We start from the raw sequence: 25907 nt of genomic DNA, 5'->3' as shown, positions 1-25907 counted from the left end.
CCCGTTTGAGTGCGTAGCACTCACAAAATTTTTGGTACATCAGAGATTTGGGGACTGCTTCGCAGCCCAACGGGGGCAAGCCCCCTCGCCACAGCCCGCTCCCACAGGGTTTTGCATTGTCTTGTCGGGCATGGCTTGCCCGCGAAGCTTTTTTGTTCGAAACTCCGCACCTCGCCCCCGCGGCGACCCTGGATCAGCAGACAGGGCAACACTGAGCTGGCAACCCTGAACCCAACTTTCAGAGGAGCCGGCCAACATGCCTGCGACCCGTACCTGGTTAAAAAATCCCCTCGCCATTTTCACGGCCAACGCGCTCGATGCCCGTGGCGGTCTGGTGCTGCAAGACGGTTTGATCGTCGAAGTGCTCAGCGCCGGCCAGCAACCGTCCGCGCCCTGTGACCACGTTTTCGATGCTCGCGAACACGTGATCCTGCCAGGGCTGATCAACACCCATCACCACTTTTATCAAACCCTGACCCGTGCCTGGGCGCCGGTGGTTAATCAGCCGTTATTCCCGTGGCTGAAAACCCTCTATCCGGTCTGGGCTCGTCTCACCCCTGAAAAACTCGCCCTCGCCACCAAAGTCGCATTGGCCGAGTTGCTGCTGTCCGGTTGTACCACCGCGGCCGATCACCATTACCTGTTTCCGGAAGGTCTGGAAAATGCGATCGACGTGCAGGTCGAGAGTGTTCGCGAACTGGGCATGCGCGCCATGCTCACTCGCGGCTCCATGAGCCTTGGCGAAAAAGACGGCGGCCTGCCACCGCAGCAAACCGTCCAAGAAGGTGAAGTGATCCTCGATGACAGCCAACGTTTGATTGCCGCCTACCACGAGCGCGGTGATGGGGCGCAGATTCAAATCGCCCTGGCACCGTGCTCGCCGTTCTCGGTGACCCCGCAGATCATGTCCGCCAGCGCCGAACTGGCGAACACCCTCGACGTGCGCCTGCACACACACCTGGCGGAAACCCTCGACGAAGAAGACTTCTGCCTGCAACGTTTCGGCCTGCGCACCGTCGATTATCTGGACAGCGTCGGCTGGCTCGGCCCACGAACCTGGCTGGCCCACGGCATTCATTTCAACCCCGACGAAATCGCCCGCCTCGGCGCGGCCGGCACCGGCATTTGCCATTGCCCGAGTTCGAACATGCGCCTGGCCTCCGGCATTTGCCCGACGCTGGACCTGACCGCTGCGGGTGCGCTGCTGGGTCTGGGCGTGGACGGTTCGGCGTCCAACGATGCGTCGAACATGATCCTCGAAACCCGTCAGGCGTTGTACATCCAGCGGCTGCGTTATGGAGCGGAAAAGATTACTCCGGAATTGGTACTGGGCTGGGCGACCAAGGGCTCGGCGAGTTTGCTCGGGCGCACCGATATCGGTGAACTGGCGGTGGGCAAGCAAGCGGATCTGGCGCTGTTCAAACTGGATGAACTGCGCTTCTCCGGCAGCCATGATCCGGTATCGGCGCTGCTGCTGTGCGGCGCGGATCGGGCGGACCGGGTGATGGTCGGCGGAAAATGGCGGGTGATCGATGGGCAAGTTGAAGGGCTGGACCTTAAAGCGTTGATTGCCGATCACAGCCAGGCGGCTCGGCAGTTGATCGCCGGCATCTGACACAACACCAAACAACTGTGGGAGCGAGCCTGCTCGCGATGAGGCCATGTCATTCAACATTGATGCTGAATGTTAGTCCGCTATCGCGAGCAGGCTCGCTCCCACAGTTTTGTGAGGCGCCCGCACCAGTGAATGGCGTGGATTGGTGAAGGTGCACCGGGATGGTTCTGTGGGGGGCGTCAGGGACTCTTCGCGGGCAAGCCTCGCTCCTACGGGATTTGCGCAGGTCATGTGGGAGCGGGCTTGCCCGCGATGGCCGTTACACGATTCCGATCCATTTGTTGTCCTGTTGGTCAGCAATTTGCATTGCCCTCCTCCATCTCATAACAAAATGGAGTTCCCGTTCATGCATATACGTCCGTTGAAGAAGCTGCTCTGCGCTGTCGCCGCAGCCATCGGTCTGAGCGCCAGCCTGACCGCCAGTGCTGCCGACCCGCTGAAAGTCGGCTTCGTCTATATCGGCCCGATCGGTGACCACGGCTGGACGTATCAGCATGAACAGGGACGCAAGGTGCTGGCAGAAAAATTCGGCGAGCAGATCACCACCAACTACGTGGAGAACGTCGCCGAAGGCGCCGATGCCGAGCGGGTGATCCGCAACATGGCCAAGGACAAATATGACCTGATCTTCACCACGTCTTTCGGCTACATGAATCCGACCCTGAAAGTCGCCAAGCAATTTCCCAAGGTGACCTTCGAACATGCCACTGGCTACAAGCAGGACAAGAACCTTGGCACTTACCTGGCGCGCACTTATGAGGGCCGCTACGTCGGCGGTTTCCTCGCGGCGAAGATGACCAAGACCAAGAAAGTCGGCTACGTCGCCTCGTTCCCGATTCCGGAAGTGATCCGCGACATCAACGCCATTCAACTGGCCCTGAACAAGTACAACCCGGGCACCGAGATCAAAGTGGTGTGGGTCAATTCCTGGTTCGACCCAGGTAAAGAAGCTGACGCCGCCAACGCGCTGATCGACCAGGGCGTGGACGTGGTGTTCCAGCACACCGACAGCCCGGCACCGATACAGGCGGCTGAACGGCGTGGTGTATATGCCGTCGGTTATGCATCGGACATGGCGCACTTCGGGCCGAAAGCGGTGCTGACGTCTATCGTCAATGACTGGGGGCCGCACTACATTCAGGCGACTCAAAGCGTGCTCGACCACACGTGGAAATCCCAGGATTACTGGGGCGGTCTGAAGGAAGGTACGGTTGAGTTGCCGATCAGCGACCTGGTGCCGCCTGCGGTAAAAACCGAAGCCGAGCAGATCATTGCCGACATCAAGAGCGGTGCGTTGCACCCGTTCACCGGACCGATCAAGGACCAGGCCGGCGTGGAGACAATCCCGGCGGGCGCGACGGCAACCAATGCGCAGCTGGCGTCGATGAACTACTACGTCGAAGGCATGAAGGCCGATATGCCGAAGTAATTCCTTTGAGCCAAAACACAGCACCTGTGGGAGCGGGCTTGCCCGCGATAGCGGACTTTCAGTAAACAGAGATGTTGGATGTGCCGACGTCATCGCGGGCAAGCCCGCTCCCACAGGGTTTTCCTGTGTTTTCCGGTCTGCGTACTCTTCAGGACAGCCGTATGAACAGCCTTCCCATCATCGATATCAACCCGCTCTACAGCGATGACGATCAAGCCTGGCAATCGGTCGCCACACAAATCGACCATGCCTGCCGCGAATGGGGCTTTTTCTATATCAAGGGCCACCCGATCGCCCCATCGCGTATCGATGCCGTGCTCGACCATGCCCAACGTTTCTTCGCCCTGCCCGCCGCCGAAAAACTCAAGATCGACATCACCCAGACCCGCCACCACCGCGGCTATGGCGCCATCGCCACCGAGCAACTCGACCCGAGCAAACCCAGCGATCTGAAAGAAACCTTCGACATGGGCCTGCACCTACCGGCCGATCATCCCGAGGTTATTGCGGAAAAACCTTTGCGCGGTCCCAACCGTCATCCGTCGATGCCCGGTTGGGAATCGCTGATGGAGCAACACTACGTCGACATGCAGGCGCTCGCTCAAACCCTGCTGCGGGCCATGACCCTGGCGCTGGGCATCGAGCGCGATTTCTTCGACAGCCGTTTCAAAGAACCGGTCAGCGTGCTGCGGATGATTCATTACCCACCGCGCCACACTGCCAGCACCGAAGATCAGCAAGGTGCCGGCGCTCACACCGATTACGGTTGCATCACCCTGCTCTATCAGGATGCCGCTGGCGGACTGCAAGTGCGCAACGTGCAGGGCGAATGGATCGATGCGCCGCCGATTGAAGGCACGTTCGTGGTCAACCTCGGCGATATGATGGCGCGCTGGAGCAACGACCGTTACCTGTCGACGCCGCACCGGGTAATCAGCCCGTTGGGAGTGGATCGGTACTCGATACCGTTCTTTGCCGAGCCGCACCCCGATACACCCATCGAATGCCTGCCCGGCTGCCAGGATGAACGGCATCCGGCGAAACATCCTGCCACCACCTGCGCCGAGTTCCTGCTGTCGCGCTTCGCCGATACCTACGCCTATCGACGGCAACAGGAAGCCGTGTAATGAACCGGCTGGTCAGGTTTTGCTCATTGTTTCTGCGGGCATCTGTAGAATGCCCTCATTGCACCTGATGAGATTTCAAAAATGTACGACTGGCTGAACGCTCTGCCCAAGGCAGAATTGCACTTGCACCTGGAAGGTTCGCTGGAGCCTGAGCTGCTGTTCGCCCTGGCCGAACGCAACAAGATCGCCCTGCCGTGGAGCGACGTTGAAACGCTACGCAAGGCTTACGCCTTCAATAACCTGCAAGAGTTTCTCGACCTGTATTACCAGGGCGCCGATGTGTTGCGCACGTCTCAGGATTTCTACGACCTGACCTGGGCCTACCTGTTGCGCTGCAAGGCGCAGAACGTGATTCACACCGAACCGTTCTTTGATCCGCAAACCCACACCGACCGTGGCATTCCGTTCGAAGTAGTGCTCAACGGCATCGCCGCCGCACTGAAGGATGGCGAGCAGCAACTGGGCATCACCAGCGGTTTGATCCTCAGTTTCCTGCGTCACTTGAGCGAAGACGAAGCGCAGAAAACCCTCGACCAGGCGCTGCCGTTCCGCGATGCGTTTGTCGCCGTGGGCCTGGACAGTTCGGAGATGGGCCACCCGCCGAGCAAGTTCCAGCGGGTGTTCGATCGTGCACGCAGCGAAGGCTTCCTGACCGTCGCGCACGCCGGTGAAGAAGGCCCGCCGGAGTACATCTGGGAAGCCCTTGACCTGCTGAAAATTCAGCGCATCGACCATGGCGTGCGCGCCATCGAAGACGAGCGCTTGATGCAGCGGATCATCGACGAGCAGATCCCGCTGACCGTGTGCCCGTTGTCGAACACCAAACTCTGCGTGTTCGATCACATGTCCCAGCACAACATCCTCGACATGCTCGAGCGCGGTGTGAAGGTCACGGTGAACTCCGATGACCCGGCCTATTTCGGCGGGTATGTCACCGAGAACTTCCACGCGCTGTACACCGATCTGGGCATGACCCAGGATCAAGCCAAGCGCCTGGCGCAGAACAGCCTGGATGCGCGGTTGGTGAAACCTTAAGGTTCACCAAATGAACCTGTGGGAGCGGGCTTGCCCGCGATGAGGCCATCAGCTTCAACATCACGTTGACTGACAATCCGCTATCGCGGGCAAGCCCGCTCCCACAGGTTCGGTGATTAACGGACGATCACCGGCTCACTCAACTCTTCCAACGTCTTGCCCCGGGTCTCCATCCCGAACATCCACACCACCCCCGCCGCAATCGCAAAGCACATCGCCCCCAGCGCAAACACCCCGCCCTGCCCGGTCATCGGGAACACCAACCCGGTCACTAATGGCCCGAGCAACGATCCTACTCGGCCGATGGCTGACGCGAACCCCGAGCCCGTGGCGCGTGCCGACGTCGGGTACAACTCAGGGGTGTAGGTGTAGAGTACCGCCCACATGCCGAACAGGAAGAACTGCATCAGCAGCCCCGAGGTAATCAACAGACTGACGTTGCCGCCGAACACCGCACTCTGACCGTAAAGAAACGCCATGATGCCGCCGCCGAGCAATGTCACGACGCACACCGGCTTACGCCCCCAACGCTCCACCAGCCAGGCGGCCATGAGGAAACCGGGAATCCCGCCAAGGGAAATCAGCACCGTGTAATACACCGACTGGGTCACGGCGAAACCCGATTGTTGCAACAGCGCACTGAGCCAGGACGTCAGGCCATAGAACCCCAGCAAGGCGAAGAACCACACGCTCCAGATCATCATCGTGCGCTGGCGATACTGCGGCGACCAGATCTCCCCTAGCGCAGAGAAGAAAGTGCCCGGTTGACTCGCCACCCGGGGCAGACGAATCGGTTCAGGCAAATCCGCACGGCCCAGTGAAGTCCGAACCCGCTCTTCAATGCCGCGCAAGACCTTATCCGCCTCGTCATCATGCCCGGCCTGCTCCAGCCAGCGCGGTGACTCGGGAATGAAAAAACGAATCGCCAGGACGAACACCGCCGGCACCGCCAACACCAGAAAGATGTCGCGCCAGCCAATCACCGGCAACAGGAAGTACGACAGCACTCCGGCCGCGACGAAACCGAGCGGCCAAAAACCATCCATCAACGCGATGTAACGCCCACGTCTCTTTGCCGGAATCAGCTCGGACAGCATTGACTGCGCAATCGGAAATTCCATGCCCATGCCGATCCCCAGCAGGACTCGGAACAGCGTCAGCGTTTCAACGTTCTGCGCCGTGGAGCACAGGTAGCTGGCGATACCCCACAGCACAATGCTCCACTGAAACACCGGTTTGCGCCCGAAGCGGTCGGCCAACATACCGGACAGCGATGCGCCCATAACCATGCCGAAGAAACTCGAACTGGCCAGCAAGCCCGCCTGCGCCGTACTCAGGCCGAACTCGGTTTTGATCGAGCCGAGCAGAAAGGTCATCATCGCCAGGTCCATGGAGTCGAAGAAAAACGCCAAGGCAATGATGATGAAAATGATGCGGTGATAACCGCTGATGGGCAGCCGTTCCAATCGTTCTGCCGCGCTGAAGCTTCGTGTGTCCATGCCACATTCCCCCCAATCCGAAAGTCCCCGGATCGAGTGTGCGCGATAGTGGCTGGGGGTTATTGCTGAATGCGACCTGCCCACAGCTCTGAACGACGCCTGAAACAAAGATCCCGGACGTCGCACCTCGATGGCTCTAAAGCGCCATTTCCAGTTCGGTTTCCTTGGCGAAGCGATGGATTTCCCGTTGTCCCGCAGCGGTAATTTGCAACGCTCGCGAATCATTGGGCAGGCTCAACCATCCGGACTGCATGAACAACTGCAACAACGCCGCGCCTAATGAACCACCCATGTGCGGGCGTCTTTCGCTCCAGTCCGGGCAAGCGCAGGCGACTCTGCTGTTGCGATGAGCCAGCGCCTGGACGAACACACCGCGTGCTGCCAATTGTGTGGCGCCCTTGTGAGTGATCATGACTCGCTGATCGAACTGCTCGATCCAGCCCGCATCCAGCAAGCGCTGGTAGAGGTCGGCGGCCAGGGTGCCGCCGAGATGGTCGTCGCAGAGTCTGGCCCGCAGCAATGACGAAGGCGCCGCCTGAGGTCTGGCGATAGGGCTCGTGCGTTTGAAAACCTCTGGAATGTCCCGAGGCGCGCTGGCCAGGGTCGCGCTGGCCAGCGCTTCTATCGCGGCGCCGACTTCGGGCGCGGCAAGCCGGAAAAACCGTTTGCGTCCACGGGTTTCGACTTTCAACAGACCTCCGGTAGACAAACGCCCTAAATGCGCACTGGCCGAAGACGGCGACAGGCCCGCCAGCAACGCCAGCTCTTCGGTTTGCCGCGCCGAGCCGTCCATCAAGGCCCACATCATTGCGCTGCGCTTCGGGTCAGCCAGCAATGTGGCGATCTGGCTGATGCAAGGTGCATGTTCCATGTATTCACTCCCTGTTGAATCGTTTCGTCTACTGCTCAGAGACATCTTGACCAGTAATGTGTCGTCGGCCAAGACGCGAAAACCGCCATAAACCGGGCAAAGCCACCCACTCACCCAAGCAATGCTTCGCGGGTGCAACGAAGGTCCGGTGATGACCATCAGGTCTGACCGAATCGAACCTGAACTCGCCATTGCGAGGTCGACGGTGCGTACATGAGGCGGGCGCTAGTATAAGCGGGTTAACCGCTGGTTCCTGCCCTTGGGAATCCATTGGTGGTGATAGTTGCTGACAGAAATTTCGCTATTTACCTGCGACTAATGATCGACATCCGATTTCGTCGGAAATTGACTGCTTATATGAGCGCATCGGCTGGCAAGCATTTCCCGTAAAAGGTTCACCGGCTTACTCAATTGCGCGCGATGGGCGCACAGCAAATTCAGCGGTGCGCGCTCACAGAGCAGCTCCGGCATCAGCACTTTCAACCGACCGGCCAGCACATCGGCCGCTACGTCGAGCCAGGATTTATACGCAACCCCCGCCCCGGCTATGGCCCACAGACGCACCACATCGGCGTCGTCACTGAAGCGATCGCCACTGACCGTCAGGCTCACTTCTCGTTTGCCATCGTGGAAACTCCAGTGATCGTGAACCCGACTGCCGAGCATGAACAACAGGCAGTTGTGCTGAGCCAATTGCTCCAGATGCCGAGGTTCGCCATGCCGGGCCAGGTAACTCGGCGCCGCACAGAGCACACGACGGTTCTGCGGGGCGATGGGCAACGCCACCAGGCTTGAGTCTTCCGGCTCGCCATAACGCAGGGCAATGTCCACTGGTTGGCGGAACAGGTCGGCAATGCGGTCGCCCAGCAGCAACCGTACCGTGAGTTTCGGATGCTCGTGCTGAAACTCATCGAGCCATGGCAACAGCAGGTTGCGGCCGAAATCCGACGGCGCCGATAGCTGCAAAATCCCGCTGACCTGATCCTGCCCGCTGGCCAGCAGGCGGCGGCCCTCATCAAGATTGCTCAAGGCTGCCCGGGCGTATTCCAGAAAGCCCTCGCCTTCAGCGGTCAGGCGCAGGCTACGGGTAGAACGGGCGAGCAAGCGCGCGCCGAGCTGCTGTTCGATGCGCTTCAACGCCGCACTGGCCACCGCCGCCGACATATCCATCACCCGTGCCGCCGCCGACAGACTGCCCAGGTCCGCGGCCCGAACGAACAACTGCAAGTCATCGAAACGCAACATCTTCAGCCCTGATTATCAAAAAAATATTGAAAGAGACTGCTCTTTTAGCGGGTTTTATCTTGCCGGGAAATAACCAATCATCTGTCCCATCGAAATCATTCCCTCCCAGGAGCCCACATGAAAGCCATTGCCTACTACACCTCCTTGCCCATCAGCGACGAAAAATCCCTGCAAGACATCGAACTGCCAGAACCGGTGGCCGGCCCGCGTGACCTGTTGGTGGAGGTCAAAGCCATCTCGGTCAACCCGGTGGACACCAAGGTTCGCCAGAACGTCCAGCCGGAAGGCGGCGCGGCAAAGGTGCTGGGCTGGGACGTGGCCGGTGTGGTCAAGGCCGTCGGCAGCGAAGTGACCTTGTTCAAGGCTGGCGACAAGGTGTATTACGCCGGCTCCATCGCTCGTGCCGGCGGCAACAGCGAGTTGCATGTGGTGGACGAGCGAATCGTCGGCCATATGCCGAAAACCCTCGGTTTCGCCGAAGCCGCTGCCCTGCCGCTGACCGCCATTACCGCGTGGGAATTACTGTTCGAACGCCTGCAAGTGCGCGAAGGCAAAACCGATGAGGGCCAGAGCCTGCTGATCGTCGGTGCCGCTGGCGGTGTGGGTTCGATCCTTACGCAATTGGCCAGCCAGCTCACCGGACTGAAGGTCATCGGCACCGCTTCCCGTGCACAAACCCAGAGCTGGGTACGTGACCTGGGCGCCGATCAGGTGATCGATCATAGCCAGCCGCTGAGTGAGGAACTCAAACGTGCGGGGTTTGAGCAGGTGACCCACGTCGCCAGCCTGACCCAGACCGATCAACATCTGGATCAATTGGTAGAGGCGTTGGCGCCGCAAGGCAAACTGGCGCTGATCGATGATCCGAAGTCGCTGGACGTGACCAAGCTCAAGCGCAAGAGCCTGTCGCTGCACTGGGAGTTCATGTACACCCGCTCGCTGTTCGAAACCGCAGACATGATCGAGCAGCACAACCTGCTCAACCGCGTCGCCGGGCTGATCGATGCGGGCACGCTGAAAACCACGGTCGGCGAGCACTTCGGGACCATCAACGCGGCCAACCTGCGGCGTGCCCATGCTCTGCTGGAGAGCGGCAAGTCCAAGGGCAAAATTGTGCTTGAAGGGTTCTGATCGCAGCCTTCGGCAGCTCCTACGTGGATCGGCGTACATCCCGGATGTTTCGGTCTTGTAGGAGCCGGCGATTTTTTGCCGTCAGTCAGAGAATTGACCGTTGTCACAATTGCGATCGTATTCGGGTCTACAATCGAAAACTCTGGCGAACAATCATTCACGTGATGTCTTTTACGAGACGTCTTTTACGAAAGGAGCTCAGCAATGAAGATCCTGATAAAAGAAGTGGCAACATCCCGCTGGCAGGTCCGCCTGGATCAACACGCTGTGACGTTCCGCAGTGAGGCCGAAGCCCTGGCCTTCACTAAAACGCTTGAAGCGCGCTTGCACGCGCCCCATCAGATTCCCGACCGTCAGCATCGCGCTGCTGGCTGAGTCCGTCCTCAGACCTGGGCTTGCGTCAGCGCCCGGGCATTTTGCAGACGTCGGGTGAGCGTCGCCGCGCTCACCACCAGAATCCCGCACAGGCTGATGACCATGGCCATCGGCATGGCGCTGCCATCGTGCAAAACACCCACCAATGCTGCGGCCCCGGCAGCGACGCTGAACTGCAGGCAACCGAGCATCGCCGAGGCACTGCCCGCCCGCGCGCCCTGCCCGTTCATGGCGCAGGCCGACGCGTTAGGCACTATGCAACCCAGGCTGGCGATGCAGAGGAAAAGCGGAATCAGCAATGGCCACAACTGCGCGGTATGCAACGCGCTGACCGCCAACAGAGCCAAACCGCCCGCCAGATAGAGCCAGACAGTACGCGCCAGTAAAAAGGCCGGACCGCGCTTGGCCAGCAATCGGGCATTCACCTGGGCCACCAGAATGAAACCCGCCGCGTTAATGCCGAACAGCCAGCCGAAATGCTCGGCCGGTACGCCATAGAGTTTGATGAAGACGAACGGTGAACCGGCGATGTAGGCAAACATCCCGGCGATGGCGACACCACCGGTCAGGGCATGGCCGAGGAAGACCGGGTCCGCCAACAACCGACCATACTGGCGTAGCGCGCCCGACAACGGTTGGCGCGGCACATGAGCCGGCAGACTTTCCGGCAGCCCGAGGGCCACCGCCAGCCCTGCCAGTGCACTGAAACCGGTCAGCACCAGAAAGATCGATTGCCAGCCAGTCGTGTTGACCAGCAACCCGCCCAGCATCGGCGCAAGAATCGGCGCCAGGCCCATCACCAGCATCAACTGCGAAAAGACCTTCGCCGAACCCACCGCATCGCATTTATCGCTGACCACCGCCCGCGCAATCACCATGCCTGCGCAACCGCCCAGCGCCTGGACGAAACGTGCGCCAATCAGCCATTCCAGCGTCGGCGCATAAGCACAGGCCAATGAAGCGGCGGTGAACAAGCCGACACCTGTCAGCAAGGGAATGCGTCGCCCAAAGCGATCGGCCACCGGGCCGTACGCCAGTTGACCAATGGACAGGCCGAGGAAATAGGCCGCCAGGGTCAGTTGAACGTGTTTTTCGTCGGTACCGAAAGCGAGCGCCATCGCCGGAAATGCCGGCAGATAGAAATCGATCGCCAGCGGACCGAAAGCGCTCAAGGCGCCGAGAATCAGGATTGTGCGGAGGTTCATCAGGCGTCCAGGTTAGACAGGAATCGGCAGGCCGACAGTCTAGCCTTGCGTGGACGCCTTGAACATTCCGTTAGGTCGCTAACTATTAAAAAGTTAGAGCTGTTTTACCCCGTAACCCTCTTCGCTGATCGCGGCGATCACCTGATCGGCCGTCAGCGCGCTTTCAACGCCGACTTCTTTTGCCGCCAGATCAATGCGCACGCTGGCTGTGGGATCCTTGGTTTGCAGCGCTTGAGTGATGGCCTTGACGCAATGACCGCAGGACATGCCTTCAACATTGAACACTTGCATGGGACAACTCCTTGAATGAAGCCCTTTAATGAGGGTTGCGGACAGTCTCGAGCTTGCCACCATGGCAAGGTCAAGTTCTGAAGCAAACTGCCGGGCTGGCAATCGGCGCCGTGCTCGGCCAAGCTGCGTGCATCTATGACTCGACATCAGGAGATTCAGCCATGCGCTGGTCAGCTCTCAGCCTGTTTGGCTTCCTCAGCCTATTTGCCGCGACACCTTCGGTTCAAGCCGCCGGGGAGGACTACGGCGTGCTGATCATTTCCCGCGAGCGTCTGGAGGTTTCGACTTCCTGCGAGATCGGCGTGTACATCCAGGATCAGCTATCGGCGCGACTGTTCCAGGAACAGAGCACCTCGTTCAACCTGCCGCCGGGCAATGTGTCCCTGCGCCTCAAACTGCTGCCGGGCCAGGTGCCGGGTTGCAACCCGGGCATGCTCGCGCCGGGTTCGCAGAACATCACGCTCAAGGCCGGGGATGTGTTGAAGTTCCGGATTGCGATGACGCAGGAAGGGATGTACCTCAAGCCTGCGGCCCTCGATTATTGATCACCACCTACCTGTAGGAGCGAGGCTTGCCCGCGAAGAGGCCATTACATTCAGCATCGATGTTGAATGTGATGGCCTCTTCGCGGGCAAGCCTCGCTCCTACGATGTTCATATGGCGCTTGACCTTGCCAGCATGGCAAGGTTGATCCTGTAGGTAATTTCTACAGGGAGCGTGACCGATGTCCGAATCCACTACTTTCGATCTGCCGATTGCCGGCATGACGTGCGCCAGTTGCGCCGGGCGTGTCGAGCGTGCCTTGAGCAAAGTTCTCGGCGCCACGGCCGTCAGCGTCAACCTGGCCACCGAACAGGCCCGGGTTCAAGCGCCCAGCGACAGCCTGCCGGCCTTGATGGACGCGGTGCAACAGGCCGGTTACAGCGTGCCACAGCAGACCCTGGAATTGAGCATCGACGGCATGACCTGCGCCTCCTGCGTCGGCCGCGTCGAACGTGCACTGGCCAAGATGCCGGGGGTCAAAAGTGTCAGCGTCAACCTGGCCAACGAACGTGCGCACCTCGAACTCCTCGGCCAGGTCGATCCGCAAACCCTGATCGACGCCGTGACCAAAGCCGGTTACTCCGCCAGCGTCTGGGAAGTCGAACACCCGCAAGCCGATAATCAACAACAACGACTGCACCGTGAACGCTGGGCTTTGCTGGCGGCCATCGCCCTCGCCTTGCCGCTGGTGCTGCCGATGGTGCTGCAACCTTTCGGCGTGCACTGGATGCTCCCTGCGTGGGTGCAGTTCGCGTTGGCGACGCCGGTGCAGTTCGTCTTCGGCGCACGCTTCTATGTCGCTGCGTGGAAAGCCGTGCGCGCCGGTGCCGGCAACATGGATTTGCTGGTGGCCCTGGGCACCAGCGCCGGATACGGCTTGAGCGTTTACGAATGGGCCACCGCCGCCGGTCGCCTGCCGCACCTGTATTTCGAAGCCTCGGCGGTGGTGATCGCCCTGGTATTGCTGGGCAAATACCTGGAAAGCCGCGCCAAGCGCCAGACCGCCAGCGCCATCCGCGCCCTCGAAGCCTTGCGTCCGGAGCGAGCCGTTCAGGTGATCGATGGCCGTGAGCAGGAGGTTGCGATCAGCGCTTTGCGCCTGAATGATCTGGTCATGGTCAAACCCGGCGAACGCTTCCCGGTGGATGGCATCGTTGTGCAAGGCCAGAGCCACGCCGATGAAGCACTGATCAGCGGCGAAAGCCTGCCGGTACCCAAACAACCGGGTGACAAGGTCACCGGCGGCGCCATCAATGGTGAAGGTCGGCTGCTGGTTCAGACCTTGGCGCTCGGCGCAGAAACCGTGCTGGCGCGGATCATCCGCCTGGTCGAAGACGCGCAGGCGGCGAAAGCGCCGATCCAGAAACTGGTGGATAAAGTCAGCCAGGTGTTCGTGCCTGTGGTTCTGCTGATCGCCCTGGCGACCCTGGTCGGTTGGTGGCTGTACGGCGCGCCACTGGAAACCGCGTTGATCAACGCCGTCGCGGTGTTGGTGATCGCCTGCCCTTGTGCACTCGGGCTGGCCACGCCGACGGCAATCATGGCCGGCACGGGTGTAGCGGCGCGCTACGGGATTCTGATCAAGGACGCCGAAGCCTTGGAGCGCGCTCATGAAGTCAGCGCCGTGGTGTTCGACAAGACCGGCACGCTGACTTCGGGTGCGCCGCGCATCGCTCATCTGAGGGCCATCGAAGGTGACGAAGCGGCCTTGTTGCAAATGGCCGGGGCGCTGCAACGCGGCAGTGAACACCCGTTGGCCAAGGCGGTGCTGGATGCCTGCGCCGAGCGCGGGTTGACCGTGGCGGATGTCAGCGACAGTCAATCGCTGACCGGGCGCGGCATTGCCGGCAGTCTCGATGGTCGGAGATTGGCTTTGGGCAATCGGCGTCTGCTGGAGGAAAGCGGACTGAGCGCCGGGCCATTGGCTGACTCTGCAACCGCTTGGGAAACCGAAGGCCGGACCCTGTCCTGGCTGATCGAACAAAGCCCTGAACCGCGAGTGCTCGGCCTGTTCGCCTTCGGCGACACGCTCAAACCCGGCGCCTTGCAAGCGGTGCAACAGCTGAATGCACGGAACATCAGCAGCCATCTGCTGACCGGCGATAACCGCGGCAGCGCCAAGGTGGTCGCCGAGGCGCTGGGCATCAGCGATGTCCACGCCGAAGTCCTGCCGGCGGACAAAGCGGCCACCGTCGCCGCCCTGAAAAAAACCGGCGTGGTGGCGATGGTCGGCGACGGCATCAACGACGCGCCAGCACTAGCCGCGGCAGACATCGGCATCGCCATGGGCGGCGGCACTGACGTCGCCATGCACGCTGCCGGGATCACCCTGATGCGCGGCGATCCACGGCTGGTGCCGGCGGCGCTGGAGATCAGCCGCAAGACCTACGCGAAGATTCGCCAAAACCTGTTCTGGGCCTTCGTCTATAACCTGATCGGCCTGCCACTGGCGGCGTTCGGCTTCCTCAACCCGGTGCTGGCCGGCGCGGCCATGGCGCTGTCGAGCGTCAGCGTGGTCAGCAATGCGTTACTGTTGAAAACCTGGAAACCCAAAGACCTGGAGGATCACCGATGAACATTGGCCAAGCGGCCCGCCAGAGCGGTCTGAGCGCGAAGATGATTCGTTACTACGAATCCATCGGCCTGCTCAAGGCGGCCCATCGCACCGACAGCGGCTATCGGGTCTATGGCGACGACGATCTGCACACCCTGGCGTTCATCAAGCGTTCTCGGGATTTGGGTTTCTCGCTGGAAGAGGTCGGCAAACTGCTGACCCTCTGGCAGGACCGTCAGCGCGCCAGTGCCGATGTGAAGGCGCTGGCCCGTCAGCACATCGACGAGCTGAACCAGAAGATTCGCGAACTCGGCCAACTGCGCGACACCCTGCAAGACCTGGTAGAGCATTGCCACGGCGACCACCGCCCGGACTGCCCGATCCTCAAGGAGCTGGCGTCGGGCTGCTGCGCCGAACCCGCCCATTCCTGAGCGCCACCCCCTTCGCCACCAGCAACGTGGTGAGGGGAATGCCGTGAAACAACAACACCACCGCGCCGGGCGTCCACCACGAATAGAACGGTGCGGCGATCAACATGCCGATACCGAACCCGGTCATTTGCAGCAGCGTCAGAAAACTGAAAATCGGCAGGCGCAGGTTGTCCGGTTCACGTTGCAGGCGCGACATCAGGCCGACTTCCGAGAACCCGTCGCCCAAGCCTGCGGGCAATGAAAACAGCAGCAAGCCGTAAAGCGTTTGCTGCTGAAACATCAGGATGAAGCCGCAGGACATCAGCAACACGCCAAAGAAAAATCGCCGTTCCAGATGAACGTTGTCCGTACCTTTCAGGCGACTAGCGATGCGCGCTCCAATGAATTTCCCGCTGGCCCAGACCGCCAGCATCAGGCCCAGGGTGGTGCTGGCCGACTCGGGTGTCAGCAGTTTTGAAATGATCGGGAAGCCGACGTTGTGTGCGGCGCTGCCCAAAGTGTCGGCCATCGCGACGGCCAGCATCGCCGCCAGCACCGGCGCTGTGCGTAAACCCTGACGCAGGGCCGACCATTCGCCTTGTTGGTGATGGGGTTCATCGCTGGGTGCAGGTCTGGGAAACCGCAGCGGCACAATCAACAACGCCGCCAACAGGTAAGTGGCCACGTTCAGGGCAAACACCGTTTCAAAGCCGAACCCCGCCACCAACAACCCCGCCACCAGACTCCCGCCGACCATCGCCGCAGATGATGCCGAGGTCATCCAGGCGTTGGTCTTGAGCAGCTGCGCCTTATCGATCATGTGCGGTAATTGACTGTTGAGGCCAATGGCGAACATCGAATTGCCGAACCCCAGACCGAACGCGATCAGCGGTAGCAGCAGCGCTTGTTGGGTGACCGGCAACACCAGCAGCAGGCCCAGTAAACCGGCGCGCAGCAGGTCGAAGGCAATCAGCGGCAGGCGCCCGGCCCAGCGGCGATAGAACCGGGTGCCGATCAAACTGGCAAAGATCCCCCCGGCTACACGGCTGGCGAGGAAGATCCCGACGCTCATGGCGCTGTTGCTGAGCAGGTAGACGTAGGTGGCCAGGGCAACCATGTTGAGGAAAGCGCCGAAGTCCGAAATCAGCCGGGCGGCGATGATCAGTTGGGCATTGCGGGTGGAGTTCACATTCAGTCCTTGAGTGTGGTGAGTATCGCCGTTGTGGATTGTCTGGTCTGACGCCATCGCGGGCAAGCCACGCTCCCACAGGTCAGGTGTCGATCATAGAATCCGGGGGGCGACACAAAACCTGTGGGAGCGGGCTTGCCCGCGATGCAGACGACGCGGTCCCAAAAAAGCACCTGCAAAAAACCCGGCCGAAGCCGGGTTTTGGGTCAACCGATCACTGCATCCAGGGCGGAGGCGGTTCTTCGGCTTTGCTCGGTGGCGCGTCGTCCGCAGCGCGGATCGCTTGCTTACGCTCTTCATCAAGACGGGCCGCCTCGATTTCGCGCATGATCCCGCCGACGTCCGCCAGCTCTTCCGGCTCGTCGAACTCGCCGGTCAACACACTGGCCGGGTGCAAGGTGCCGGCTTCATACAACGCCCACATTTCCTTGGCGTACTTGGTGCGTTTCAACTCCGGTGCAAAGCGACCGAAGTACGACGCCATGTTGCCCACGTCCCGTTCCAGCATGTTGAACGCGTGGTTGTTGCCCGCCGCGTCGACCGCTTGCGGCAAGTCGATGATGACCGGGCCGGTCGGCGTCAGCAGCACGTTGAACTCGGACAGGTCACCGTGCACCAGACCGGTACACAGCATCAGCACGATCTGCGAAATCAGAAACGCGTGATATTCGCGCGCCTGGTCCGGCTCCAACACCACATCGTTCAGACGCGGCGCGGCATCGCCGTACTCGTCGGCCACCAGTTCCATCAGCAGCACGCCTTCGAGGAAGTCATACGGCTTGGGGACTCGCACACCGGCACCGGCCAGGCGGAACAACGCCGCCACTTCGGCATTCTGCCAGGCGTCTTCGGTTTCTTTCTTGCCGAACTTGGAGCCCTTGGCCATCGCTCGAGCCTGCCGGCTGTTGCGCACCTTACGGCCTTCCTGATACTCGGCCGCCTGACGAAAACTGCGTTTATTCGCCTCCTTGTAGACCTTGGCACAACGCAGCTCGTTGCCGCAGCGCACCACATAAACAGCTGCTTCTTTACCACTCATGAGTGGGCGCAGCACCTCGTCGACCAGACCGTCCTCGATCAGGGGTTCAATGCGTTTTGGAGTCTTCATCAGCTTTTATTGTGGGTCCTTTATTACCAAACACGCGAAAGTCATTCGTTATACGGCAATCCACTCATTCGCGGGAGGGGTTGCCGACCTATGAACGTTCCCATGAACATCAAGAAGCACACAATGTGCCGGATTAATCAGACACAACTCATCGACCGTTCAAGATCATAGCTGAGCCTGCGCCACTTGTTGATGAAGGGCTACAAGGGCATTTGCGACAGAATCTGACACGTAGCCCCTACCCTTCGCCGGATTTTTCTCAACAGGCCTCAATTTCCACGTTCCTCAGCCGAAGTCATTAGAGAGAAAAGGAATTGTCCGACAATCGTCCCGACGATGATAACGAGGGCGCACTCAAGGATCGGGGTGTATCAAACGTTTTCGGCTGCCAATAATCCGCGAGTCATCTGCACTGCGTGGGCCTACAAGAAAAAACTGGAGCGCGGATGAACATCAAACAGAAGTTGACCTGGGCGTTTGCAATCATCGCCTGCTTGCCCGTGGTGCTGGTCGCCACCCTCGTGGTGCTGAACTTGCGCAGCGATGCCAAGGATAATTTTGTCGATGGCAGCGGCCGCGAAATTCGTCAGGTCAGCAATGCCATGCAGCTGTTCTTTGACGGCATCAGCCAGAACGTCGATTACCTGGCCACCCAACCGCTGATCAAGAACTCCGACGACAGCCTCAAGACCTACATGAGCGCCAACGCCGAGAGTATTCCCCAAGGCGAGTCGGACAAAAAGGTTTTCGCCCTCCTTCAGGACCTGGGCAACAGCCACCCGGCCTACGCCTACGCCATCCTCGGTACGGCGGCGGGCGGTTACGTGTCCTGGCCGGACGATGCGAAGCTGAGCAATTACGATCCGCGCCAGCGCCCGTGGTACAAAGCCGCGCAGGCCAAACCCGGCAAACCGTTTCGCACCGAGGCCTATTACTGGGCTCAGGATGACGCGACTTACGTCAGCACCGTGCGCACCATCGACAACAAACTGGGCACCAACGGCGGCGTGGTCAGCATTGATGTGACGCTCAAGCAGCTCACTGAAATCGTCAAACAGATCAAACTCGGGGAAACCGGCTACCTGATGCTGGTGGAAAACACCGGCACGGTGCTGGTCGATCCGAAACAACCAGCAAACAACTTCAAAGCCCTGACCAGTCTCGGCGACGGTTACGCGCAACTGGCCAAGGCCGGCAAAGGGCTGGTGGAAGTCGAGCTCAATGGTGAGCGCTACATGGCCAACGTCTGGCCGTCGGAACAACTGGGCTGGACCTTTATCGGCCTGATCAAGCAAACCGACGTGATGAGCTCGGCCACTCAACTGACCTGGCTGATCGCGATCATCGCGGCGGTACTGGCGGTGTTCTTCGCCATCGTCGGCGCCAGTTTCGCCAGCCTGATCGTGCGGCCGATCCGCAGCGTGGCCAGCGGTCTGGAAGGCATCGCCCAAGGTGAAGGCGACCTGACCAAGAACCTGCAAATCCGTGGCAGCGACGAAACGGCTCAATTGGCCAACTGGTTCAACCAGTTTCTGACGGCAATTCGCAATTTGATTCAGAGCATCGGCGGCGCCGCGACCAAGATCCTCGCCACCTCCCAGAGCTCGACGCAGGTGTCCAGCGACATGGCCGAAGCCGCCGGGCGCCAGCGTGAAGCGGTGGATATGGTGTCCACGGCGTTCCACGAAATGGTCGCCACCGCCAACGAAGTCGCGCGCTCCTGCAGCCAGGCCGCCGAGTCGGCCGACAGCGGCCAACGCCAGGCGCGCGAAGGTCAGCAGCAGATCGATGCCGCAGTGAGCAGTGTTGATCGCTTGAGCCAGGAAATCGAACAGTCGGCGCAATCGATGCAACAGCTTGAGCGCGATAGCAACGACATTCAGTCGATCCTCGGGACCATTCGTTCCATCGCTGAACAGACCAACCTGCTGGCCCTGAACGCGGCCATCGAAGCGGCCCGGGCCGGTGAACAGGGTCGTGGTTTTGCGGTGGTGGCGGATGAAGTTCGCGCCCTGGCCAAACGGACTGCCGACTCCACAGCGGAAATCGACGGGCTGCTGGGCAACCTGGCCAAGCGTACCAGCCAGGTGACCCAGCAGATGCATGCCAGCCTGGAAGTGTCGCAGCAATCGGTGACCCGTATCGGCGAAGCGCGCAGCAGCTTCGGGCAAATTCGTGAATCGGTGGATGTGATTCGCGACATGAACACTCAAATCGCCACGGCGGCAGAGCAACAGCATCAAGTGGCAGAAGACATCAATCGCCACATCAGCCAGATTCATGGCGATGCGCAGTTGGTGGCAGAACTGGCGAACTCGGCACGCCTGGACTCGCAGAGCCTGGCTGGGTTGTCAAATGAGCTGGATGGGTTGGTTCGGCGTTTTAGAACCTGACCGGATACCGGTGACCGCTACGCGGCCAATCGCGGGCAAGCCCGCTCCCACAGGGTTTGCGTTGTCCTTGTGGGAGCGGGCTTGCCCGCGATGAGGCCGTCACTGCCTGAACAGCTCCCCCGGGAGTAAACCCGAACAACCCCTTGAACGCCGCAATAAACGCCGACGTCGAGTCATACCCGCAAGACAGCGCGGCATTGGTCACGCTGTTCCCCTCCTCCAGCAAACTCAGCGACGACAGCAGCCGCATGCGCTGCCGCCAGCCGCGGAAGCTCAACCCGGTTTCACGCTGGAACAAGCGCATCAGGGTTTTCTCCGACGTGCCCAAACGCTCGGCCCATTCCTGCAAGGTCGCATTGCGTTCAGGGCTGTCGATCAGCTCGTTGCACAATCCCAGCAAATGTTCATGCCGGGGCAGCGGCAGGGAAAACCCCACCTCCGGCAGACTCGCCAACTGATCCAGCAGCACGCCCACCAATCGCGCTTCCTGGCTGTCGCCCTGTGGATATTCCACAGGAAGCAGGCAAAAGCGCTTGATCAGCTCCCGGGCCAACGGCGTGACTTCCAGCACCCGGCAACGCCCGTCCGCCCATTGGCAGTCCTCGCGACGCACGTAAAGGCTGCGCATCTCGGCACGCATCGACGTCACGACCTGATGCTCGAGATCCGCCGGAATCCAGATCCCCCACTGCGGCGGCGCAAAGAAACTGCCCTCGGCGGTATGCACACCGAGAACGCCGCTGATGGCGTAGGAAAACTGCACCCAATCGTGACGATGAGGCGGTGTCCACGAACCGGCGTTCAGACTTTCCGCTCGTGCATACAACGGACGCGGCAACGCCGTCAGTGCCGGGATGGTCCGTTCGAGGGAAAGTTGTCCGTTAGTCGGCATTGATTGGCCTTATGTCGCAAGACGGCTGATAGGGCCGACGTTAGGCTAAGTCATCAACTCTTACAAACGTATTCGGTGCCGGTATGCATGCCTTCAAACACCTCAAACGCGTGATCACCGACTGGTTCTTGTGCGGCATGCTGATCGCCACGCTGCTGGCGTATGTCTTCCCGACTTTCGGTGCTATTGGCGGCGGGATGCACGCGGAGTACGTGATCAACGTCGGCGTGTTTCTGGTGTTCTTCCTGCATGGGGTCAACCTCTCCAGCGAACAGATCCGCCACGGGTTGAAAAACTGGAAGCTGCACGTGATGGTTCAGGCCTTCACCTTTGCGGTGTTTCCGTTGATCTGGCTGCTGAGCGACAAATTGCTGGGCTCGCACATCCCCTCACTGCTGATGCTCGGCTTCCTCTACCTCTGCGCCCTGCCCTCGACTATTTCCTCGTCCGTGGCGCTCACCGGCAGCGCGGGCGGCAACGTACCGGCAGCAATTCTCAATGCGAGCCTGTCCAGCGTGCTGGGGATTTTTCTGACACCATTGCTGGTGAGTTTCGTGCTCGGCAGCGGCGCGGGTGGCATTGATCTGGGCTCAACCCTGTTCGACCTGTGCGCCATGCTGCTATTGCCGCTGGTGCTCGGGCAATTGCTGCGGCCGTTACTGGGCAAGTTTTTTGCTCGGCACAAGCGCTACACCAACATCGCCGACAAACTGGTGATCCTGCTGCTGGTGTACTCGGCGTTCTGCAACTCCATGGTCTCGGGGATGTGGCAGCAACAGGGCAACAGCGTGATTCTGACTGCGCTGATGGGCAGTGCGATGTTGCTGGCAATCATCCTGTGGATGACCACCCGCACCGCTCGCGCGCTGAAGTTCAGCCCCGCCGATGAGATTGCCGCGGTGTTCTGCGCCAGCAAGAAATCCCTGGCGGCCGGCGCACCGATGGCGGCGCTGATCTTCGGTGCCAACCCCGGCCTTGGCTTGATCCTGCTGCCGATCATGATCTATCACCCGTTGCAGCTGATCGTCTGCTCGGTGATGGCCGAGGGTTACGCCAACCGCAACCGGGAACTGGCCGCGCAGCAACGCGCGGCACTGCTCACCCCCCAGTAATCAGCAATCAGCAATCAGCGCTCGATAATCGCCGTCACGCCCTGACCGCCCGCGGCGCAGATCGAGATCAACCCTCGGCCCTTGCCCGCCGCGTCCAGCAGCTTCGCCAGGTTGGCGACGATGCGCGCACCGGTGGCGGCAAACGGATGCCCGGCGGCCAGTGAGCTGCCCTTGACGTTGAGCCGGCTGCGGTCGATGGAGCCCAACGGTGCGTCGAGCCCAAGGCGGGTTTTGCAGAACTCCGGATCTTCCCAGGCCTTCAACGTACACAGCACTTGCGCGGCAAACGCTTCATGGATTTCGTAGTAATCGAAGTCCTGCAAGGTCAGGCCATTGCGCGCCAGTAACCGCGGCACGGCATAAGCCGGCGCCATCAGCAGGCCTTCGGCACCGTTGACGAAATCCACCGCCGCCGCTTCGCCGTCGCGCCAATAGGCAAGGATCGGCAAACCGCGCTCTTTCGCCCATTCCTCACTGCCCAGCAGCACCACCGACGCGCCATCGGTGAGTGGCGTGGAATTGCCCGCGGTCAGGGTGCCCTTGGCGCTTTTCTCGAAGGCCGGTTTCAGTGAGGCGAGTTTTTCCAGGGTCAGGTCCGGGCGCAGGTTGTTGTCCCGGGTCAGGCCGAGGAACGGCGTCATCAAATCGTTGTGCCAGCCTTCGGCGTAGGACGCGGCCAGTTTCTGATGGCTTTGCTGGGTCAACTGATCCTGCTCGTCACGCGGGATGCTCCAGGTTTGGGCCATCATTTCACAGTGTTCGCCCATCGACCGGCCGGTGCGCGGCTCGCCGATGCTTGGAAAGTCGGGCATCAAGTGGCGGGGGCGCAGTTGCAGGAAAGTTTTCAGTTTGTCGGCGGTGCTTCGGGCGCGGTTGGCTTGCAGGAGGATCTTGCGCAGGCTTTCGTTGACCCCGATCGGTACGTCCGAGGCCGTGTCGACGCCGCCGGCAATGCCACATTCGATCTGACCCAGGGCGATTTTGTTCGCCACCAACAACGTCGCCTCCAGCCCCGTGCCGCAGGCCTGCTGGATGTCGTAGGCCGGTGTCGTCGGGGACAAGCGCGAGCCCAGCACGCATTCGCGGGTCAGGCCGTAATCACGCAAATACTTGAGCAGCGCTCCAGCCGCCACTTCACCCATGCGCACACCGTGCAGGTTATAGCGCTCGATCAGGCCTTCCAGCGCTGCGGTGAACATCGCCTGGTTACTGGCAGTGGCGTACGGCCCGTTGGACCGGGCAAAGGGAATACGGTTACCACCGATAATCGCGACGCGACGCAGCTGAGTCATGAAAAAGCTCCTTTTAATCAACTATGAACACCAAACCCTGTGGGAGCGGGCCTGTGGCGAGGGGGCTTGCCCTCGTTCGACTGCGAAGCAGTCGTAAACCAGTCACCACTTTCTAAATTCAAGATCGTGGTGACTGTTTTCAGGGGCGCTTCGCCCCCCAACGGGGGCAAGCCCCCTCGCCACAAAAGCCCGCTCCCACAGGTTCTGCGCTCCCCGAAAGTCCCGTTACAAACTAACCTGCAATGTTCAAGCGTAGGCCGTATCTCGCGGATCGAACGACTAATTGCCGTTCATGGTCCACACTTTTAATCCCAGTTGCTGGAGCATGATCCATGTCTGACCGCTATATCGACTTCGCCAATTCGTCCATCGGCCATCGTGTGGTCGGTGCCCTGGGTCTGCCGTCGCCGGTACGACTGGAACGCTGGCAAGCAGGCCGGTTGCGGCCTATCGAGGGGGCGCTGTTGATTGGCGGTGGCCCGCTGGCGGAAAAAATCAGCACTCTCGCCAACCGCCTGACCGACACGATCTACAGCTACGGCGCCGATCCGACCCTGGCCACCGCGTGGATTCCCGGCCACGGCCAGAAACTCAAAGCTGTGGTGTACGACGCCAGCGACCTGGTGCAGGTCGATCAGTTGAAACAGCTGCGCGAGTTCTTCCAGCCGCTGATGAAAAACCTCGATCACCATGCGCATGTGGTGATTCTTGGCCGGGCGCCGGAGACCTTGAGCGACCCGTTCGCCGCCAGCGCCCAACGCGCCCTGGAAGGTTTCAGCCGTTCGCTGGCCAAGGAATTGCGTAGCGGCGGCACGTTGCAGCTGATCTATGTCGGTGAAGGTGCCGAAGATCAACTGGAAGGCCCATTGCGGTTTTTCCTCTCGCCCAAAAGCGCGTTCATTTCCGGGCAAGTCATTCGCCTGAAGGCGTGTGAGGCGCAGGTGATGGACTGGAGTCGTCCCTTGTCGGGACGCAAGGCTTTGGTGACGGGCGCGGCGCGCGGCATCGGCGCCTCGATCGCCGAAACCCTGGCCCGCGACGGCGCCGAGGTGATCCTGCTCGACGTGCCACCGGCCAAAGCCGATCTCGACGCCCTGGCCGCACGCCTCGGCGGGCGCGGCATCACGCTGGATATCTGCGCCGAAGACGCCGCCACACAGTTGATCGAACACTTGCCCGACGGCATCGACATCGTGGTCCACAACGCGGGAATCACCCGAGACAAAACCCTGGCCAACATGACCCCGGAATTCTGGGACGCGGTGCTGGCGGTCAACCTCAACGCGCCGCAAGTACTGACCAAGGCGTTGCTCGACAGCGGCACCTTGCGCGACAACGGCCGAGTGATCCTGCTGGCGTCCATCAGCGGCATCGCCGGCAATCGCGGGCAAACCAATTACGCGGCGAGCAAGGCCGGATTGATCGGCCTGGCCCAAGCCTGGGCGCCGCTGCTGAGTGAGCGCGGCATCAGCATCAATGCCGTGGCGCCAGGGTTCATCGAAACCCAGATGACCGCGCACCTGCCCTTCGGCGTGCGCGAAGCCGGGCGGCGCATGAGTTCATTGGGCCAGGGCGGCCTGCCGCAAGACGTCGCCGAAGCCGTGGCCTGGCTGGCACAACCGGGCACCGGAGCGTTTACCGGGCAGGCGTTGCGCGTCTGCGGGCAAAGCGTTTTGGGAGCCTGACCATGACCACCGACTGGCACACTCTCCATAGCGAACCGGGCCTGCAAACGCTGTATGTGAAGGCGGCAACGCGCCGCAAAATCACCGGCACCACGCTGCCTGACCTGGGTTATCACTGCTGGGTCAATGTCGATCCGAAACGCCTGGAGGCTTATCGAAAAGTCTGTGGTTTCGCCGACAACGGGCTGCTACCACCAACGTATCCACACATCCTGGCGTTTGCCTTGCAGATGCAATTGCTTACCGCCAAAGCGTTTCCGTTCCCGCTGTTGGGGCTGATTCACTTGAGCAATCGCATCCGCATCTTGCGTCCCATGGGTGGTGTGCACCGGGTGCGGGTCAGCGTGAACGTGCAGAACCTGCAACCCCATGCCAAGGGGGCGACGTTCGATTTGGTGACGACGCTCGACGATCAGTTGGGGCCGCTGTGGGAAGCTGAAAGCCAAATGCTCTGTCGCGGTGTCAAACTGAAAGGCGAGCCTGTGGAGGAAGCGTTTGCATCGACATTGTTGCTGACCGAAGTGGCTCACTGGAAAGCGCCTGCAGACATTGGCCGCCGATACGCCAAGGTGTCCGGAGACTACAACCCGATCCACCTGAGTGCGATCAGCGCGAAACTCTTCGGTTTCCCTAGCGCCATCGCCCATGGCCTGTGGAACAAGGCGCGTACGCTGGCAGCCCTGACCGATCATTTGCCGACGGCCAACGTCGAGATTGCGGTGCAGTTCAGGAAACCGGTGCGCCTTCCCAGTGAAGTGACGCTGATGTCCAGTGCGGCGGGGGCCAGCGGGGATTTTCAGTTGATGGGTGCGGGGGAGATTGAGCATATGGTGGGGCAGTGGCGGCCTGTTGCCTGATTATCCGGTACATACGCGGCTCCGCTGTCTGATCGTTCCCACGCTCTGC

Annotated in this window: 22 protein-coding genes and 1 pseudogene; 14 read left to right on the top strand and 9 right to left on the bottom strand. The window is 60.8% G+C overall.

The features are described 5' to 3' along the window. Window positions 1-256: 256 nt before the first annotated feature. The 4 genes from PMI18_RS02070 to PMI18_RS02085 all read left to right on the top strand — a co-directional run bounded on the left by PMI18_RS02070 (window position 257) and on the right by PMI18_RS02085 (window position 5206). Window positions 257-1615, top strand: a complete 1359-nt coding sequence (locus PMI18_RS02070; protein ID WP_007907152.1) for an 8-oxoguanine deaminase — start codon at window positions 257-259, stop codon at window positions 1613-1615. A gap of 346 nt (window positions 1616-1961) precedes the next feature. Then, a complete protein-coding gene (locus PMI18_RS02075; RefSeq protein ID WP_007907150.1) occupies window positions 1962-3044 on the top strand; it encodes a BMP family ABC transporter substrate-binding protein in 1083 nt (360 codons plus the stop codon). A gap of 161 nt (window positions 3045-3205) precedes the next feature. Then, window positions 3206-4171, top strand: coding sequence for a 2-oxoglutarate and iron-dependent oxygenase domain-containing protein (locus tag PMI18_RS02080; protein ID WP_007907142.1), 966 nt, complete (start codon window positions 3206-3208; stop codon window positions 4169-4171). Between the two features lie 81 nt (window positions 4172-4252). Next, window positions 4253-5206: an adenosine deaminase gene (locus PMI18_RS02085; protein WP_007907140.1), complete on the top strand. Its 954-nt coding sequence runs from the start codon at window positions 4253-4255 to the stop codon at window positions 5204-5206. 116 nt (window positions 5207-5322) lie between these two features. Here PMI18_RS02085 and PMI18_RS02090 read toward each other — a convergent pair whose 3' ends face one another. The 3 genes from PMI18_RS02090 to PMI18_RS02100 all read right to left on the bottom strand — a co-directional run bounded on the left by PMI18_RS02090 (window position 5323) and on the right by PMI18_RS02100 (window position 8821). Beyond that, the gene (locus PMI18_RS02090; RefSeq protein ID WP_007907137.1) at window positions 5323-6705 is read right to left on the bottom strand and encodes an MFS transporter; all 1383 of its coding nucleotides are present in this window, start codon (window positions 6703-6705) and stop codon (window positions 5323-5325) included. Window positions 6706-6841: 136 nt separating this feature from the next. Then, window positions 6842-7576, bottom strand: coding sequence for an ArsR/SmtB family transcription factor (locus PMI18_RS02095; protein WP_007907135.1), 735 nt, complete (start codon window positions 7574-7576; stop codon window positions 6842-6844). A gap of 315 nt (window positions 7577-7891) precedes the next feature. Further along, the gene (locus tag PMI18_RS02100; RefSeq protein WP_007907133.1) at window positions 7892-8821 is read right to left on the bottom strand and encodes a LysR family transcriptional regulator; all 930 of its coding nucleotides are present in this window, start codon (window positions 8819-8821) and stop codon (window positions 7892-7894) included. 117 nt (window positions 8822-8938) lie between these two features. On the opposite strand from PMI18_RS02100, the gene PMI18_RS02105 reads away from it, so the two are divergent. Continuing rightward, entirely contained in the window at window positions 8939-9952 is a 1014-nt protein-coding gene (locus PMI18_RS02105) for a zinc-binding alcohol dehydrogenase family protein (protein WP_007907132.1), read from the top strand. A gap of 204 nt (window positions 9953-10156) precedes the next feature. Continuing rightward, window positions 10157-10327: a hypothetical protein gene (locus tag PMI18_RS31300; protein ID WP_007907130.1), complete on the top strand. Its 171-nt coding sequence runs from the start codon at window positions 10157-10159 to the stop codon at window positions 10325-10327. An 8-nt stretch (window positions 10328-10335) separates the two neighbouring features. On the opposite strand, the gene PMI18_RS02110 is transcribed toward PMI18_RS31300, so the two are convergent. Together PMI18_RS02110 and PMI18_RS02115 are read right to left on the bottom strand one after the other, a co-directional pair. Then, window positions 10336-11532: a multidrug effflux MFS transporter gene (locus PMI18_RS02110; RefSeq protein ID WP_007907128.1), complete on the bottom strand. Its 1197-nt coding sequence runs from the start codon at window positions 11530-11532 to the stop codon at window positions 10336-10338. A 93-nt stretch (window positions 11533-11625) separates the two neighbouring features. Continuing rightward, on the bottom strand, window positions 11626-11823 hold the full coding sequence (locus PMI18_RS02115; RefSeq protein ID WP_007907126.1) for a heavy-metal-associated domain-containing protein: 198 nt from the start codon (window positions 11821-11823) through the stop codon (window positions 11626-11628). A gap of 161 nt (window positions 11824-11984) precedes the next feature. Here PMI18_RS02115 and PMI18_RS02120 point away from each other — a divergent pair, with 161 nt between their 5' ends. The 3 genes from PMI18_RS02120 (at window position 11985) to cueR (ending at window position 15351) form a co-directional block, all read left to right on the top strand. Beyond that, entirely contained in the window at window positions 11985-12368 is a 384-nt protein-coding gene (locus tag PMI18_RS02120; protein WP_007907124.1) for a hypothetical protein, read from the top strand. Between the two features lie 179 nt (window positions 12369-12547). Continuing rightward, a complete protein-coding gene (locus tag PMI18_RS02125) occupies window positions 12548-14941 on the top strand; it encodes a heavy metal translocating P-type ATPase (RefSeq protein ID WP_007907122.1) in 2394 nt (797 codons plus the stop codon). Then, complete coding sequence (gene cueR / locus PMI18_RS02130) at window positions 14938-15351, top strand: Cu(I)-responsive transcriptional regulator (RefSeq protein ID WP_007907120.1); 414 nt, start codon at window positions 14938-14940, stop codon at window positions 15349-15351. The genes PMI18_RS02125 and cueR overlap by 4 nt, the downstream gene beginning before the upstream one ends. Here cueR and PMI18_RS02135 read toward each other — a convergent pair. Together PMI18_RS02135 and PMI18_RS02140 are read right to left on the bottom strand one after the other, a co-directional pair. Then, window positions 15305-16519: an MFS transporter gene (locus tag PMI18_RS02135; RefSeq protein ID WP_007907118.1), complete on the bottom strand. Its 1215-nt coding sequence runs from the start codon at window positions 16517-16519 to the stop codon at window positions 15305-15307. The two genes, cueR and PMI18_RS02135, sit on opposite strands and share 47 nt — an antisense overlap. A 214-nt stretch (window positions 16520-16733) precedes the next feature. Further along, on the bottom strand, window positions 16734-17627 hold the full coding sequence (locus PMI18_RS02140; protein WP_007907116.1) for a PA4780 family RIO1-like protein kinase: 894 nt from the start codon (window positions 17625-17627) through the stop codon (window positions 16734-16736). A gap of 446 nt (window positions 17628-18073) precedes the next feature. On the opposite strand from PMI18_RS02140, the pseudogene PMI18_RS32065 reads away from it, so the two are divergent. After that, window positions 18074-19162 (top strand): annotated as a pseudogene (locus PMI18_RS32065) (cache domain-containing protein); the annotation flags it as partial. Between the two features lie 90 nt (window positions 19163-19252). Then, window positions 19253-20020 (top strand): methyl-accepting chemotaxis protein, encoded by a 768-nt coding sequence (locus PMI18_RS32060; protein WP_371858212.1) that lies wholly within the window; start codon window positions 19253-19255, stop codon window positions 20018-20020. On the opposite strand, the gene PMI18_RS02150 is transcribed toward PMI18_RS32060, so the two are convergent. Next, window positions 20010-20912, bottom strand: coding sequence for an AraC family transcriptional regulator (locus tag PMI18_RS02150; protein ID WP_007907112.1), 903 nt, complete (start codon window positions 20910-20912; stop codon window positions 20010-20012). The genes PMI18_RS32060 and PMI18_RS02150 overlap by 11 nt on opposite strands. An 83-nt stretch (window positions 20913-20995) precedes the next feature. Between PMI18_RS02150 and PMI18_RS02155 the strand changes: the two genes are divergently transcribed. Next, on the top strand, window positions 20996-22024 hold the full coding sequence (locus PMI18_RS02155) for a bile acid:sodium symporter family protein (RefSeq protein ID WP_007907110.1): 1029 nt from the start codon (window positions 20996-20998) through the stop codon (window positions 22022-22024). Between the two features lie 14 nt (window positions 22025-22038). Here PMI18_RS02155 and PMI18_RS02160 read toward each other — a convergent pair whose 3' ends face one another. Continuing rightward, on the bottom strand, window positions 22039-23316 hold the full coding sequence (locus PMI18_RS02160) for an acetyl-CoA C-acetyltransferase (protein ID WP_007907108.1): 1278 nt from the start codon (window positions 23314-23316) through the stop codon (window positions 22039-22041). A 332-nt stretch (window positions 23317-23648) separates the two neighbouring features. On the opposite strand from PMI18_RS02160, the gene PMI18_RS02165 reads away from it, so the two are divergent. Further along, a complete protein-coding gene (locus PMI18_RS02165; RefSeq protein WP_007907106.1) occupies window positions 23649-25001 on the top strand; it encodes a 3-oxoacyl-ACP reductase in 1353 nt (450 codons plus the stop codon). A gap of 2 nt (window positions 25002-25003) precedes the next feature. Then, on the top strand, window positions 25004-25858 hold the full coding sequence (locus tag PMI18_RS02170; RefSeq protein WP_007907104.1) for a MaoC family dehydratase: 855 nt from the start codon (window positions 25004-25006) through the stop codon (window positions 25856-25858). The last annotated feature ends 49 nt before the right edge of the window (window positions 25859-25907 follow it).

It is taken from the genome of Pseudomonas sp. GM102 (assembly GCF_000282555.1).
Classification (GTDB): Bacteria; Pseudomonadota; Gammaproteobacteria; order Pseudomonadales; family Pseudomonadaceae; genus Aquipseudomonas.
The sequence above is the reverse complement of the archived record's forward strand: the minus strand, read 5'-3'. Positions and strand labels throughout refer to the sequence as shown.